The organism is Nocardia sp. NPDC019219 (genome assembly GCF_040632645.1).
Classification (GTDB): domain Bacteria; phylum Actinomycetota; class Actinomycetes; order Mycobacteriales; family Mycobacteriaceae; genus Nocardia; species Nocardia sputorum.
In genome coordinates, this window is the sequence record NZ_JBEYCG010000007.1 from 139,891 (window position 1) to 153,589 (window position 13,699).

Genomic DNA, 13,699 nt, shown 5'->3' on the forward strand with positions numbered 1-13,699 from the left:
GCACCGATCCCCGACAGGGAGGTAACGAGGTGACGGCGCATCGACGCCCTTGGCACGGCACGACGACGGGAAGACCGCGCCACGACAGACGCACTCCGGTCCCGGCGGTTGGTGCGCGGTCGTGAGCGCGGGCGAGCGAGTCCCGCTATCCGACGCCATGACGCCGCTGGAGCTGGACTTCCCCGCCGAGGCGGTGCAATTGGCCAGTGTTCGCCACACCCTGCAGGAATGGCTCGCCGAGTGCGGCATGGCGGCGGCCCCGGCCTATGACGTGCTGCTGGCCGTCGGTGAAGCCTGCACCAACGCCGTCGAGCACGGCCATCACGGCGACGGCGGCACGGTCCGCTTGCGCGCATCGATCGACGGCGACGAACTCCGGGTGACCATTTCCGACAGCGGTCGATGGAAACAACCGGATCCGCAGCCCGATTCGCTGCGCGGGCGCGGCATGCCACTGATCCGCGCGTTGATTCCAGAGGTCACGGTGACCACCGGCGATTCCGGCACGGTGGTCGATCTGCGCACGCGCTTCTCGGGGTAGTCACGGCGTCTGGGCCTCATCGGCCGAGTTGTCCCGCGCATCCCGCAGGCGGACATTGTCGGCCTGCAGCCGGTCGTTGGCCGCGTTCAGCCGGTCGTTGTCGGCGTGCAAGTCGGCATTCGCATCCTCCAGGTCGAGAATGCGCCGGATGCCCGCCAAGTTCACGCCCGTGGCGACCAAGTCGGTGATCCGCCGCAGACGGGCGAGATCGTTGCCGCTGTAGCGACGGGTACCGCCGTCGCTACGCGCGGGAGTCAGCAACCCGTGACGCTCGTAGAGTCTGAGCGTCTGCACCCCGATGCCGGCCAGCCCGGCAGCGACCGAGATCCCGTACACCGCTTGACCGGGATCCGGCAGATGCCCCGAGTTGCCCCTCTCCTGCGCCATTCATCCTCACCTCGTGTTGCCCGATAGATTTCCTAGCTTAGCGCCTTGCACTCAACTTCTCTCGATGCTATAAAAAATCTATGCCAGATGACAGAGGTTATCTGGCCCCTACTACGGAGAATGGAGTGAGTTGGAGGTGGCGACCATGCTGATGCGCACCGATCCGTTCCGCGATCTGGACCGTCTGACGCAGCAGGTGTTCGGCACGAAGGCACATCCCGCGGTGATGCCGATGGATGCCTGGCGCGCGGGCGAGGAGTTCGTCGTCGAATTCGACCTGCCCGGTATCGACCCCGAGTCCTTGGACCTGGACATCGAGCGCAACGTGGTGACGGTGCGCGCGCGTCGTCCCGAACTCGACTCGGGCCGCGAGATGATCGCCGCGGAACGCCCCCGCGGCGTGTTCAGCCGTCAACTGTTCCTGGGCGAGAATCTGGACACCGACAATATTCGCGCCGACTACACCGACGGCGTCCTCCGCCTGACGGTTCCGGTCGCGGAGAAGGCCAAGCCGCGCAAGATCGAGATCGGTCGCGGCAACGGCCACAAGGCGATCGACGCCTGAGATCGCCGCGGCCAACGGGGAAGCCCCGGCCCCGTTCCGGGCGGGCCCGTATGCGCGGGCCCGCCCCTGGCCGGAACGCGAAAGGCGTTATCACCCAGCGGTATCCTTGCGGAGGAACACCTGATGGAGAGCTCGCTCATGGCACGCACCGATCTACGCGACCCGCTGCCCGCACCGACCGAGTCCGGACCCGAAGCGACGGTCGTCTGGCCCGACCCCAGTCCATTGGACGCCTGGTGGCAGCGAATCATGCACGCCGATCCAGTGCGCCGCGACGCCGCCTGATCCGGACCGATCCGGCATGACAAGCCGACCCCACCACTGTGCCGCGGCGGATTTCTGGCGCCGCGGCACAGTGGTCTGGTTCAACATCGAGAAGGGCTTCGGCTTTCTCCAGCCCGCGGACGATCCCACGCAGGTGTTCGTCGAGTACACCAGCATCGAGATGACCGGCTACAAATCGTTGTACGCGGGCCAGCCCGTCCTGTTCACGGCCACCATGCGCAAGCGCGGCCCCGAAGCCACGGCGGTGCGTCCACTGCTTCCCGACGCTCGACCACGACCTCGGTGACCCGCCCGGCCGGGAGCCGGTCAGATGATCGTGCCGACGTCCTGCGCGACCAAGTTGTCCAAGGCTCGCTCGGCCACCGCGGCAATCGTCATCGACGGGTTGCAGGCTGCGGTGTTGCCGGGCATGAGCGCGCCGTCGAGCACGTACAGACCCCGCTGACCGCGCACCCGGCCGTCCAGGTCGCAGACGGCCCCCATGCTCGCACCGCCGAGAGGGTGCCAGGTCGACGGGAACAGCAGGTTGGTGTCGGTGAGAATGCTTGCCGGACCGGCGATCCGGTGCGCGGCGGGACCGATGTGGTTGTCCTGGATGTAGCTGTCACCGTCCTGCGGCCACTGCAGAACGGCGTCGTCGCGGGCCGCGTCGTAGACGAAGTGGCCACGACCGTCGCTGACGCCGTAGCCGACCATCATGGTGCTGTTGGCGTCGGCGCCCATCGGTGGGATGGACGCCTGGATCACGGTGTGGGCGGTGTGCGGATCGTCCCAGTTCTCGCTTCCGTAGACGACCGGCCCGCCTTGCTCCGCGCCGAAACTCGCCGTGGGATCGGTCCACAGATAGATGCGGTCGGCGTTGGTGCCCCAGCCCTGACCGAGACCGTCGGGCATGTCGGGGATGAGCCCTTTGCCCGAGGCGCGCATCAGCAGCCTCGTCGTGTTGAGGCTTCCGGCCGCCATCACGAGGGCGCCGGTGGTGATGATCTTGTTCTCCAGCACGGCGCCGCTGGTGTCCAAGCGCTCGACGTGGACGATCCACCGGCCGTCGGCGGCACGCTCCACGTCGGTGACCTGGTGCAGCGGCTCGACCGTCACCAGACCGGTCGCCTCGGCCGCGGCGATATAGGTGACGTCCACCGAGTGCTTGCCGCCGTTGTTCACCCCCATGGCGCCGTCACCGTTGGTGTAGGAGGGCTTCATCTCCCCCCGCAGTTCGGCCAGCGCGTAGTTCCAGTCGATGGGCATCGGGATCTTCGACAGCGGAAGTCCGGCGCGCCGCACGTGGTCGGCGAAGACCCGCGAGGCGGCGTAGCTGGGACTGGCGATCAGCTCGTCCGGGGCCACGGCCAAGCCGAGCATGTGCGCGACCCGCGGGTAGTGCACGCGATCCATGGTCGCCCAGTCGAGGGCCTCGGGGAAGTGGGTGTCGAACACCGCTTGCGCCGGTTGCAGGGACATTCCTTGATAGACCAGCGATCCACCGCCCACGCCCGCCGCGCACAGCGCGGTCATGTTGGTCCCGGGCACCGCCTCCACCAAACCGGTGAACGGCTCGAAAACCAATGGCTTACCGAACAGCACCGGGCTGGACTTGTACCAGAGCACCCGCTTGTCCAACGCCGAGGCGCGCGGGAAGGTCTCGGAATTCGGACCGGTCGGCCAGCGCAGGCCCCGTTCGAGCACGAGTACCCGGACTCCGGCCTCGGCAAGGCGCAGGGCGGTGACGCCGCCGCCGAACCCCGATCCGATGACGACCACCCGATGCTCCTCGCGGGTGAGCGGAACGCTGTTCACCCGCGCGGCGATCGGACCGGTCGTGTTCGCGTAGCGCGAAGCGGCCAGCAGGCCACCCGCCGCGGCAGCCCCGGTCAACAGTGACCGGCGCGTAATTGCTGACATCACACACCCTCGAAGATCAGACGCGAGCAGGGAACTCGCGCGGCCGACCACGGCCGCTACGGGACAGTAATATGACCGGACATATGTGTCCGGTAGTGTGCGAATCTGTAGCAAAGATCACAATTCCGGGGAGGTACGCGCATTCCGGCGCACCACGGTTGGGCCGAGCCGAAGTTGCCGGAGGAGCCGCCAGTGCAAAGTACGGAATGCCCGGCGGGCGCATCACCGCGGCAAGAACGCCATGTTGCTCGTCGGCGATTCAACACCCATCCCGCCGAGAACGAAGGATTCTTGGGGAACCGTCCCGGGGCCGCGTAGGCGCCGCCCTTGCTGCGCTGCGCTCGAATGGCGGGCTACAGGGTTCCACGCTTGATTCGTTTGCTGCGCGCGTTGCCGCTCGATGCCACCCGAAAGGCGATGAAGGACCGTTCGCGGCAGCGGATTCCGCACGCTGCCGCTCCCCGGATATCGTGCAGATGCCGCTCGCAGAAAGGATGCCGCATGACCGACTTCCCCGATTTCGACGCCCTGCGCGCCGCGGTGGGCACCGAGTTCGGCCCGGGCGAGTGGCTCGAGATCGACCAGCGGCGCATCGACCTATTCGCCGAGGCGACCGGCGACCACCAGTGGATCCACGTCGATCCGGACCGCGCCGCGAATGGCCCGTACGGGGCCACCATCGCCCACGGGTTCCTCACCCTCGCGTTGCTCGCCCCGATCAGCCAGCAGCTGATGACGGTGCGGTCGGCCCGGATGGCGATCAACTACGGGCTGAACAAAGCGCGCTTCGTCAGCCCGGTGCGCGTCGGCAGCCGGGTGCGCGGCACCGTCACGCTCACCGCCGTCACCGACGTGCCCGGCGGCGTGCAGGCCGAACGGACCGTGACCATTACCGCCGAGGATGCGGACAAGCCGGCCTGCGTCGCCGAACACCTGGTCCGTTACCTGGACTGAGGGGGCACACTGATTCGCAACACCTCACTTGCCGATCGGCGAGTTCACTCGGCCGAGCAGTAGCGGGGCGACGCTTCGGGCTGTCCATGGTTCAGCGGACAGCGCGGGAACGATCACGACGGCGCCCCCGGATCCCGCGCCACTGCGCGACGACGGCTGAGCACTGCGCCATACCCTCGGGTTCGGGGCACACAGCTAAGGGGCGGTGAGCCGCTCGACGTCGGAAGCGCGGGAGCGGCACGCCGACGAACCGCGCGGCCGGCGTGCCGCTCCCCGGCCCACGCCGGGCTCGAGTCCAGCGACCTGCGGCGCCTCGCCGTGCAGCGGCTCGCCGACGGCCGGCGCCGCGACCGGGTGGGGAGAAAAGCGCCAGGCCCGCATGTCGGGGTTTCCCCCGGTCGGCGGAGGTGCTATACATTAGGGGAGGCTTACCTCGTTAGTCGAGGCTAACCTCAGCGGAAAGGTGATCCTGGCTGTGAGGCTTCATGTACGTCTGTATTTGTAACGCGGTGTCCGAAGGCGATGTGCACACCTGCGTTGCGGCGGGCGCCGACAGCATCCGCCAGGTGAAGAACGCCTGTGGTTGGAAACCCGGCTGCGGCAGTTGCACGGCGCGATTGGCCGAGGTGATAGGCCGCGCTCGGGCGACGACCGGAGCGCAACCCACGGCCGCCTGAAGCGACACACCAGGCGGTCTCTCCCGCGCTGCGCACTTTTTGTGCCACGATCGCTGCTATGGACGGCGACAAGGACATCGTGGCGTTGCTCAACGAGCAACTGACGGCCGAACTCACGGCGATCAACCAGTACTTCCTGCACGCCAAGATGCAGGAGAACTGGGGTTTCACCAAGCTGGCGCGGCACACTCGGCACGAGTCCATCGATGAGATGAAACATGCCGAGCTCCTCACCGACCGGATTCTGTTCCTGGAGGGGCTGCCGAACTATCAGAAGCTCAATCCGCTGCGCATCGGGCAGAGCGTGCCGGAGCAACTGCGGGCCGATCTGCAGATCGAGCTGGAAGCGGTGGAACGACTCCGGCGAGGCATCGAATTGATGCGTTCGCGCGGGGACGTGACTTCGGCGCGCATCTTCGAGCACATCCTCGAAGACGAGGAACAGCACGTCGACTACCTGGAGACCGAACTCGATCTGGTGGAGAAGCTCGGCGAGCCGCTGTACCTCCAGCGCTTCACCGAGACCCCGGACGACTGACCCGGCTTTCCGCCGCGCCACGCCGGGACTGCCCGGCGATGCCCTCCAGCGCTCGCCGCGCCGGGGCGTATCGCCGGGTCAGTTACTTCCGATGCTCGCCAGCCACCGAACAGCTACCGATCCAGCCTGGCGATCGTCCGGAGATGAAGGGCATCCTCGGGTCCGCGCCGGACGAAGCCGGGTCGTGAGCGACCGTCTCGCTCAGCGGTCCGGCCAGACGTCTTTCAGCCGCCGCGCCGCCTCGGCGGCCTGACGCACGCCGGCCGCGTGTGCGGGGGCCAGCGCGGCCGGGGCGAACACGTCGAGTCCGAACGCGGCGATGGCGTCGTTGTCGGGGACGATGGAAATCTCGGTGGCCGAACCCAATTCGCGATCACTGGGGATACGCGGGAACATGTGCGCCAAGGGTTCCGCGATCACCACGACATCGGCGCCCGCGGCGAGGTCGGCGTTGACCGGCGAGCGCAGCCCGCCGTCGACGTAGAGACTCCCGTCGATCGGAATCGGCGGGAAGACGCCCGGCACCGCGGTGCTCGACGCCAGCGCCGCGGGCAACGACGCCGCGCCGTCCCTGGTCCACGCCCGCAGGTCACCGGTGGTGATGTCGATCGCGGTGACGACGAGGTCGCGCTCGGGCCACTGCGTCACCCCGGCCAGCCCGCCGATACGCGCGATGTGCTCGTCCGGATCGCCGACCCGGGCGGCCAGCGCCAGCGCACCCGCCCGGCGACGCCCCTCAGCGGGATCCTGCCCGGGCGTGCGCAGCACGGCGAGGATCTCCCCCATCCGCGCCGGATCCGCGCGCACCGGCGCCGATGCCGAGGGCGGCCGCAACAACCGCGCCGGATCGCCACCATCGGCCAGCACCGCGCCGACCACCGCTCCGGCGGAGGTCCCCACGAAGCGGTCCGCCAGCGCCAAGTCGACACCGCTTTCCCGCAACCCGGTGGCCAACCCCGCCAACCACGCGATGCCGACCGGACCGCCCCCGCCCAGCACGAGCGCGACCGAAAACTCTCTGGGAACCACCGAGTCCGACATACCGCCAGCCTATCCGCACCGCGCCTGGCCGACGGCTGCTCGCCGAGCCGACTCGACGATCCTCGTAAGACCATCGTGCCGCCGCTGTGTCCGCGGCTACCCGACACGACGACCGTCCGCTGTATCAACTCCTGCCTGGGCATAACTCGCACCGATCGCGGACCGCTGTCGCGTATCGGACGGGAGGCGAGGAGCGCGCTCGGGTGTCTTCTCCGGTCTGATGTTGGGCGACGTCAGTTTGCCGGTGCGTGCCGATAACGTCGTGGCTCACCGCGATGCCGCACCGGCGCGGATCACCTCGACCGACAACTGCCGCCACGGCGACGTCAACCGGACCAGCTCGTCGACGGTCGGCTCGGCCGCCTCGGGCAAGTCGTGGCCCGGCCGGAAGTGGACCGTCGTCCCGGTCGTGCCGTCCGCGGCGACCGGCAGCAGATCGGTGACCGGGACGCCGTTCTCATAGCGTTGCGTCCAAGCTCCGTGCCGCCGGCGATTGGTGTGCACGAGCCATGGGCTCAGCGCCGCGACGACGGACATGCCACGGCGCGGATGACCGTCGGGCAGGCATTCCGCATCAGGGAAGTCGAAGAACCGCAGATCTTTCGTCGCCATGATCGGCTTCTTGACGTGGCGGCCGCCGGCGTCGATGCGGGTGTCGGTGCCTCTTCCATCGTCGGACACCGACACCGAACCATCGGTGTGCAAGGTCACGACGCACCGTCCGCCGTTCCCGCATGCGGCTTCGTCCGCCGCGTAGGCGACGACTTCGAGAATCAGGTGACGGATACCGCCGGGAGCCATCGCTTCCGGCTCGCGGCGAATCCGTTCCAGGTGGGCGAGGTCCACGGTGCCGGCCCAGTCGTGCGTCGTATTCTCCCAAGGGCTTCCAGTACCGTCCATGGCATCAGTAGAGCGCACTTCACCAGTAGACCGCCCATCGTTTCCGGGTCGCAGTGCCTGCGGGACGGTCTCGACGGCATGAATCCGACCGGGCTGCCGATCAGGGATGCCTCGACCAGCGAAGACCCTGTGGGATAACCGAATCCGTCATCCTGGGGTCGAGTCAGGGAGGCTGCTCATGCCAATCGGATATCGTCAGCGCAAATCGTTCGGACCGCTGAAGCTCAACTTCACCCAATCGGGGCTGTCGTCGGGGAGTATCAGAATCGGCCCCTGGTCGCGGAACTCCCGAACCAAGAAGAACCGTGTGGACCTGCCGGGTCCGCTGGGCTGGCGCCAGCGCTGAACAGCGCTGGACTTCACCCCAGGGTCGGACCGATTCAGGCCCAGATCCGCGACAGCGCCGAGCGGGCGTACGTCTGCTGGGGCGTCACGGTGATCAGGTCGCAGACCTCGACCAGTTGCGCCGGTACCGCATTGCCGAAGTGGTGCAGACCGGGAGCGATCACGGCGTCGACGCCGAACGTGCGGACGACGTCGACGAGGCGATCCACCGGTGCGTCGGTACCGGCGCCGAAGGTCACCGTCTTGCACAGCTCGTAACCCAGCCGCTTGGCCAAACTCCGCATCTGCGCTTCGTCCCAATCCTGGGACACACCCGAGACGTCTTTGCGGAGATATCCCAGCGCGGGTGGTTTGGCCCTCATCGGTGCTCCCTTGCCGCGATCGTTGCCGAAGTAGTCGAAGGCCTGCACTCCTGCGGCTCGCGCGGTTACGGCGCGGAGTGCAGGCTGAGCAAGTTATTGACATCATATGTTGTCAACAGCAGTCGATGTCAACATGTTCGGCGTTCGGCAAGCCAGCTTTCCGGCATCACCCGGATCGAGCGCACCGCCGAGAACCCGGCGGCGTCGGTGAAGCCCGTTCGGCTGTGAGACCAGTTGACCTGCAGCAACTTTCGTTGCTACTACCCGCACCGGCCGCGGTTGGGGGTGTCGGCTACTCCAGGATTCCGGTCTGCCTACCCGCTCCAGGCGCCTGAGTCATGGGCCGCCGCGCCAAGACCACGCCGAGGGCGATCATGCCCGCGCCGAGCACGAAGTGCAGCCAGTTGTCGGCCGTATCGAGCGGCACGAAGTTCGCGTCGCTGTCAGGGTTCACGACCAGTCCGTACAGCCACAGCACGAGATACACCACGCCGCCGCCGATGAGGAACGCGCGCGCCGACGCAGCAGTGCGCGCGGCCAGCACTCCGGCGATGCCGAAAGCCAAGTGGACCACGTTGTGCAGCACCGACACGCGGAACAGACCGAGCAACTGGGCCTGGGAGTGATGCCCCGCCCACTCGAGTTCGCCGTAGTCGGTCGTGATTCCCGGAATGAACCCCAGGATGCCGACCAGCAGGAACGTCGCTCCGACCGCCATGGCGGCGACCTGGAGCGGAGACCGCCGATCCGTTGTCGCGCCGGATGTGGAATTGGACATCGCCGAACCAGCCCTTCGCTGTGGGTTGACCTCCGTCCCCACCGTGCTACCCGGGCGAAAACGAGGCAAACAGCGAGCCCTCGGGCCACTGCGCGCGACGAACGAGTGGGACCTGAGACGCCACCCACACACGTGCGGTCACGGCGTGATCGTGATCCCCGTCTCCTCCGATCGCCGCACCGGACCCGAGTCGGCGATGTTCGCGCTGGCACACCCGTCCGCCACAAGATCAGTGGCGGGTTTCGGACGAAGCCGGGACACCTCGGCCCCGCGCCGAGGACTCGCGCGCGCCATCCGGTCGGTGAATACTGTCACCGACTCGAAAACAACTGTCCGCCTTGGTGAGCCGACGCAGTCTGTCAACCGGATGGTGATGCCAGGGAGGCAAGGGCCATGTTGGTCTGGTGTGTTGTGACGATGATCGTGGTCGTTCTGCTGGGCGCGGCCGCGTCGGCGATGGCATGGGATCCGCGGGGTAGCCGCCGCTCGGCTGCCGCCCCGCCGGTTCCGGCACCGGCGACCTCGGAATCCACCGCGGTGAACCCGAGTGACTGGCCGCGCACACAGGACACCCGACGTCCGGCCCGCACGATGGAAACGAGTTCACGCGCGCGGTAGCGCGATCCCCGATGCGACAGGCGTATCCGCAGATCATCACCCCCGCACGGGCGGGGCGAGCACGGAAACGGCCGAGGCGCTCGCGCACACACCGACGAAACTCGTGCGATGGGTGACGCGACGCCTCGGCCGCGATCGCTACGGTCGGTTCAGCTGACGGAGACGCTGCCGCCCTTGGGCAGGTAACCGATCTTCTCCACGGGCAGCTCGCCGACCACGGAACCGGTGCAGTCCCTTCCGGAGTACAGCGTGACGGCACGATCGGTGCTGTTGACGACGGTGATCTGGAACGTGGTGTAGAAGGTGCCGTCGGTGTTCAAGCAGCCCACCGGATCCGCGTGCAGCTCACCGTTGATCCCCAGCGTGCCGACCGCGGCCTGCGCCGTTCCCGCCGACAGCATGGCCGCGGCCCCTGCCAGGGCGAGCGCACCGACAAACCCAGCAGTACGAATCATTCGTGCCTCCAGTTCTTTTCGATGTCGACCAACCCCGAAGCCGACGTCTCGTGAAAATGCGCCTGTGATTCTGTCACGAGTTCCGACCGGACGGAACCGTGCTGGTCCCGGCGCCGGGAGACACGACATCGCCCGGCCGGGCGCCGATCGCGTCCGGCCGGGCGAAAATCCGTGGTCAGGCGGCGGCGTGCGCGGCGCCCACCGTCCGCACGTCCCTGCGGACCCCGAACGCCACGACGATCTCCATGATGCCGAGGATGATCAGCCACACCCCCGCCAAGACGGCCAGCGTAGCCACCGACCGAACCGGCCAGACGATCAGGACGACACCCGCGGCCGCGGTCACCACGCCGAAGAACACCTGCCACCAGCGCCCGGGCATCGCGGGTTCCGAGATCGCCGCCGCCAGCAGCGCGATCCCGCGGAAGAGCCAGCCGATGCCGATCCACAGTCCCAACAGCAGGATCGAGGCCAGTTCGTCGCGGAAGCAGAACACGCCGACCACGATGGACAGCACGCCGATGATGAACGACAGCACCCGCAGCCCGGCACTGGCCGGCGCGCCGAAGGCCGCGATCAACTGCAGGAAGCCGGTGACCACCAGATAGATGCCGAAGACGATGCCCGCCGCCTGCAGGGTGATGTCCGGCCAGACCAGGATCAAGATGCCGAGGATCACCGCCAGAACGCCGGTGAGCAGAACCGTTTGCCACGCACGGCGGGCAAGAGACTGCAAGGGACCCTCTACCACGCTGTTTGTCGTCATGCATTGATGCTATAGCTGAGGTTCCGCGTTTTCTGATCATTTGCCGACCCGGCCGCACGGCGGTTGTTCGGCCGGTACCGCGGCGTTGCCCGGAGTTCACGTTTCGCCGTCCGGCCGGTCGGGTAGTCATCACGGAGTGACTCTTCGTTGGCGCCCCTGGGGTGAACGGGTGGGTCGGGGTTCGGTGAGACTCGGGTGGCTAGGAGAAGAGGGTGGCGGTTCTGCTCGTGTTGCAGGCGCGTGGGCTCGGTGATCTACTCACCGCGGTCCCGGCTCTACGTGCACTGCGCCGGGCCAAACCCCACGATCGCATCGTCCTGGCGGCACCGCAGCGGCTCAAGCCCATCGTCGACTTGATCGCCTCGGTCGACGCGCTGGTGCCGACCGCCGATCCGAGCAGTCTCCGCTGGGACGCGCCCCCACCCGAATTGGCGGTCAACCTGCACGGCGCCAGCGCGGAAAGCATCGTCATGCTGGCCAAGACCGACCCCGGACGCATCCTCTCCTTTCGCAACGCCGCGTTTCCCGAGCTACCCGGCCCCGAGTGGGAAACCGACATGCACGTTGTGGACCGCTGGTGTCACCTGCTCGAGTACGACGGCATCGGAGCCGATCGACGCAACCTCGGACTGGTACCGCCGGTGTCGACGACCAGCCGCCGCGACTGCGTGGTCGTGCACGTCGGCGCAGGCGCGCCGGCCCGCCGCTGGCCCCCGGACCGTTTCGCCGCGGTGGTGCGGCACTTGCTGGTCCTCGGGCGCGAAGTGGTCCTGACCGGCGACGAGAACGAACGCCAACTCGCACTGGGCATCGCCGCGCGGGCCGGGCTGCCGGTCGGCCGGGTGCTCGCCGGGGAACAGAACCTCATCGATCTGGCCGCCACGGTCGCCGAGGCGGCGCTGGTGATCTGCGGGGACACCGGCGTCGCCCATCTGGCCACGGCGTTCGGCACCCGCACCGTCCTGCTGTTCGGCCCCACGCCCCCGCGGTGGGCGGGCCCGCCCGCGCACCTGCTGGGCAGGCACGCGGTGTTGTGGAGCGGCCAGATCGGCGACCCGCACGCCGACACCCCCGACCCCGGGCTGTTGCAGATCGGGGTCACCGAGGTGATCAATGCGGTCGACAAACAGTTGAGCACGCGCAACTGGCCCCGCACGAACACCGACCGCCGCAAACCTGCGTATCGGCGCGTCGGATGACCGCCCCCCGACGCCACCCGGGATGACGCGTCCGCGGTTCAGGCGTTCGCGGTCGCGATCGCCGCGGAGTACGCGGCGATGGCACTCGGCCAGAACTGCTCGAGATAGTCACGGGCGTCGGCCAGGCCACGCGGATCCAAGGAGTACAGCCTCCGGTTGCCTTCCGGCCGCATCATGACCAACCGTGCCTCGCGCAGCACGCGCAAATGCTGGGAGACCGCCGAGCTGGTGACGCCCAGGTCGTGCGCGATGTCGCCGACCGAGCGCGGGTTCTGCGGCAAAGCCTCGAAGATAGCGCGCCGGGTCGGGTCCGCCAGCGCCGTCAGGGCACGAACTCCATTAGTCGCCACTCACATAGTGTGGGCGTCCGACGTTTCTCCGGTCAACAGTTGGGCAAGAGAGCGTATTCCCAGCTCATGCGCCGAACAGCGAATCATCGTTACCTACCCGTGACCGACGAGCTGGGCGTTCGATGCCCGGTGACGATAGCCACAGGATTGCCGACCGGCGCGCCGGCTCCCTTACGTTCGATGCATGCCCGTGACCTTTCCGTTACCGATTCGCCGGAGCGTGACCCGGCTGCGCCGCGACAGCGCCGCCGCCCGTGTCCTCGCCGCCGCCGCGGTCGTCACCGCCTCCGTCGGCATCCTCGCCGCGGCGCAGCAGGACCAGGACACCGACGCCTCCGCCCGCCTCGTCGCGGGCAAGATCGCCTCGGGCGAGATCCGCCCGGCCGAGGGCACGACGCAGTTCGCCGTCTTCGCCCCGGACCAGAACCAGGCGCCGCAAGCCGCCCCGCTGCCCGCACCGTGGGACCCGAACCGGATCGCCCAGGACTTCACCCCACCGAAGACCGTCCGTCCCGTGGCCGGCGTGCTCACCTCGAATTTCGGGACTCGCTGGGGCACGCTGCACGCGGGCCTGGATTTCGGCGACCCGCTCGGGGCGCCGATCGCCGCGGTCACCGACGGCGTCGTGATCGAGGCCGGACCCGCCTCCGGCTTCGGCCTGTGGGTGCGGGTGCAACAGGACGACGGCACCGTCGGCGTCTACGGCCACGTCAACGACATCCTCGTCGCCGTGGGCCAGCCGGTCCGCGCGGGCGACGTCATCGCGACGGTCGGCAACCGTGGCTATTCCACCGGCCCGCATCTGCACTACGAGGTCCACCTGCCCGACGGCGCACCGATCGACCCGCGTCCCTGGCTGGCCGAGCGCGGCATCGACGTCGGGTTCGCCGCGGAGGACTGATCCCGGACCCGTTCGTGGGACATGAGCCCGCGAACAAACTCGGCGACAATGCCGTCGCCCTCGACGGGGCCGCGAACGCAACGGCGCGTTCGCGGCCCTTTCCCGATCTCCCCACCATGCCGCCTCCCTGGTATC

18 protein-coding genes are annotated in these 13,699 nt (G+C 68.1%); 9 read left to right on the forward strand and 9 right to left on the reverse strand.

Going from position 1 to position 13,699, the window contains the following annotated elements:
• Nucleotides 1-121 precede the first annotated feature (121 nt).
• Nucleotides 122-541: an ATP-binding protein gene (locus ABZ552_RS15760; RefSeq protein ID WP_281879570.1), complete on the forward strand. Its 420-nt coding sequence runs from the start codon at nt 122-124 to the stop codon at nt 539-541.
• Here ABZ552_RS15760 and ABZ552_RS15765 read toward each other — a convergent pair whose 3' ends face one another.
• Nucleotides 542-928, reverse strand: a complete 387-nt coding sequence (locus ABZ552_RS15765; RefSeq protein ID WP_281879569.1) for a MerR family transcriptional regulator — start codon at nt 926-928, stop codon at nt 542-544.
• A gap of 145 nt (nt 929-1,073) precedes the next feature.
• On the opposite strand from ABZ552_RS15765, the gene ABZ552_RS15770 reads away from it, so the two are divergent.
• The 3 genes from ABZ552_RS15770 to ABZ552_RS15780 all read left to right on the forward strand — a co-directional run bounded on the left by ABZ552_RS15770 (nt 1,074) and on the right by ABZ552_RS15780 (nt 2,064).
• Nucleotides 1,074-1,493: an HSP20 family small heat-shock protein gene (locus ABZ552_RS15770; protein ID WP_281879567.1), complete on the forward strand. Its 420-nt coding sequence runs from the start codon at nt 1,074-1,076 to the stop codon at nt 1,491-1,493.
• A gap of 123 nt (nt 1,494-1,616) precedes the next feature.
• Complete coding sequence (locus ABZ552_RS15775; RefSeq protein ID WP_281918117.1) at nt 1,617-1,778, forward strand: hypothetical protein; 162 nt, start codon at nt 1,617-1,619, stop codon at nt 1,776-1,778.
• Nucleotides 1,779-1,794: 16 nt separating this feature from the next.
• Nucleotides 1,795-2,064 carry a cold shock domain-containing protein gene (locus tag ABZ552_RS15780; RefSeq protein ID WP_281879564.1) on the forward strand — a complete coding sequence of 90 codons (270 nt, stop codon included), beginning with the start codon at nt 1,795-1,797 and terminating at the stop codon, nt 2,062-2,064.
• Between the two features lie 20 nt (nt 2,065-2,084).
• On the opposite strand, the gene ABZ552_RS15785 is transcribed toward ABZ552_RS15780, so the two are convergent.
• Nucleotides 2,085-3,680, reverse strand: coding sequence for a GMC oxidoreductase (locus ABZ552_RS15785; protein ID WP_357437881.1), 1,596 nt, complete (start codon nt 3,678-3,680; stop codon nt 2,085-2,087).
• Nucleotides 3,681-4,181: 501 nt separating this feature from the next.
• Here ABZ552_RS15785 and ABZ552_RS15790 point away from each other — a divergent pair.
• The 3 genes from ABZ552_RS15790 to bfr all read left to right on the forward strand — a co-directional run bounded on the left by ABZ552_RS15790 (nt 4,182) and on the right by bfr (nt 5,849).
• Nucleotides 4,182-4,634: a MaoC family dehydratase gene (locus tag ABZ552_RS15790; RefSeq protein WP_357437885.1), complete on the forward strand. Its 453-nt coding sequence runs from the start codon at nt 4,182-4,184 to the stop codon at nt 4,632-4,634.
• Between the two features lie 485 nt (nt 4,635-5,119).
• The gene (locus ABZ552_RS15795; RefSeq protein ID WP_281879561.1) at nt 5,120-5,311 is read left to right on the forward strand and encodes a (2Fe-2S)-binding protein; all 192 of its coding nucleotides are present in this window, start codon (nt 5,120-5,122) and stop codon (nt 5,309-5,311) included.
• A gap of 58 nt (nt 5,312-5,369) precedes the next feature.
• Nucleotides 5,370-5,849 carry a bacterioferritin gene (gene bfr, locus ABZ552_RS15800; protein WP_067807548.1) on the forward strand — a complete coding sequence of 160 codons (480 nt, stop codon included), beginning with the start codon at nt 5,370-5,372 and terminating at the stop codon, nt 5,847-5,849.
• A gap of 201 nt (nt 5,850-6,050) precedes the next feature.
• Here the strand turns inward: bfr and ABZ552_RS15805 are convergent, their stop codons facing one another.
• The 6 genes from ABZ552_RS15805 to ABZ552_RS15830 form a co-directional block, all read right to left on the reverse strand.
• Nucleotides 6,051-6,890 (reverse strand): patatin-like phospholipase family protein, encoded by an 840-nt coding sequence (locus ABZ552_RS15805; protein ID WP_357437889.1) that lies wholly within the window; start codon nt 6,888-6,890, stop codon nt 6,051-6,053.
• Nucleotides 6,891-7,157: 267 nt separating this feature from the next.
• Nucleotides 7,158-7,790, reverse strand: coding sequence for a hypothetical protein (locus ABZ552_RS15810; RefSeq protein WP_357437892.1), 633 nt, complete (start codon nt 7,788-7,790; stop codon nt 7,158-7,160).
• A 380-nt stretch (nt 7,791-8,170) separates the two neighbouring features.
• A complete protein-coding gene (locus ABZ552_RS15815; protein WP_281879556.1) occupies nt 8,171-8,497 on the reverse strand; it encodes a hypothetical protein in 327 nt (108 codons plus the stop codon).
• Nucleotides 8,498-8,789: 292 nt separating this feature from the next.
• Nucleotides 8,790-9,275, reverse strand: a complete 486-nt coding sequence (locus ABZ552_RS15820; protein ID WP_281879555.1) for a DUF4383 domain-containing protein — start codon at nt 9,273-9,275, stop codon at nt 8,790-8,792.
• 767 nt (nt 9,276-10,042) lie between these two features.
• Nucleotides 10,043-10,348 (reverse strand): hypothetical protein, encoded by a 306-nt coding sequence (locus ABZ552_RS15825; protein WP_039801814.1) that lies wholly within the window; start codon nt 10,346-10,348, stop codon nt 10,043-10,045.
• Between the two features lie 175 nt (nt 10,349-10,523).
• Nucleotides 10,524-11,114, reverse strand: a complete 591-nt coding sequence (locus tag ABZ552_RS15830) for an HdeD family acid-resistance protein (protein ID WP_281879553.1) — start codon at nt 11,112-11,114, stop codon at nt 10,524-10,526.
• Between the two features lie 212 nt (nt 11,115-11,326).
• Between ABZ552_RS15830 and ABZ552_RS15835 the strand changes: the two genes are divergently transcribed.
• A complete protein-coding gene (locus ABZ552_RS15835) occupies nt 11,327-12,313 on the forward strand; it encodes a glycosyltransferase family 9 protein (protein WP_281918110.1) in 987 nt (328 codons plus the stop codon).
• 38 nt (nt 12,314-12,351) lie between these two features.
• Here ABZ552_RS15835 and ABZ552_RS15840 read toward each other — a convergent pair whose 3' ends face one another.
• Nucleotides 12,352-12,663 carry a metalloregulator ArsR/SmtB family transcription factor gene (locus ABZ552_RS15840; protein WP_281879549.1) on the reverse strand — a complete coding sequence of 104 codons (312 nt, stop codon included), beginning with the start codon at nt 12,661-12,663 and terminating at the stop codon, nt 12,352-12,354.
• A gap of 184 nt (nt 12,664-12,847) precedes the next feature.
• Here ABZ552_RS15840 and ABZ552_RS15845 point away from each other — a divergent pair, with 184 nt between their 5' ends.
• Entirely contained in the window at nt 12,848-13,564 is a 717-nt protein-coding gene (locus ABZ552_RS15845; protein ID WP_281918109.1) for a M23 family metallopeptidase, read from the forward strand.
• The last annotated feature ends 135 nt before the right edge of the window (nt 13,565-13,699 follow it).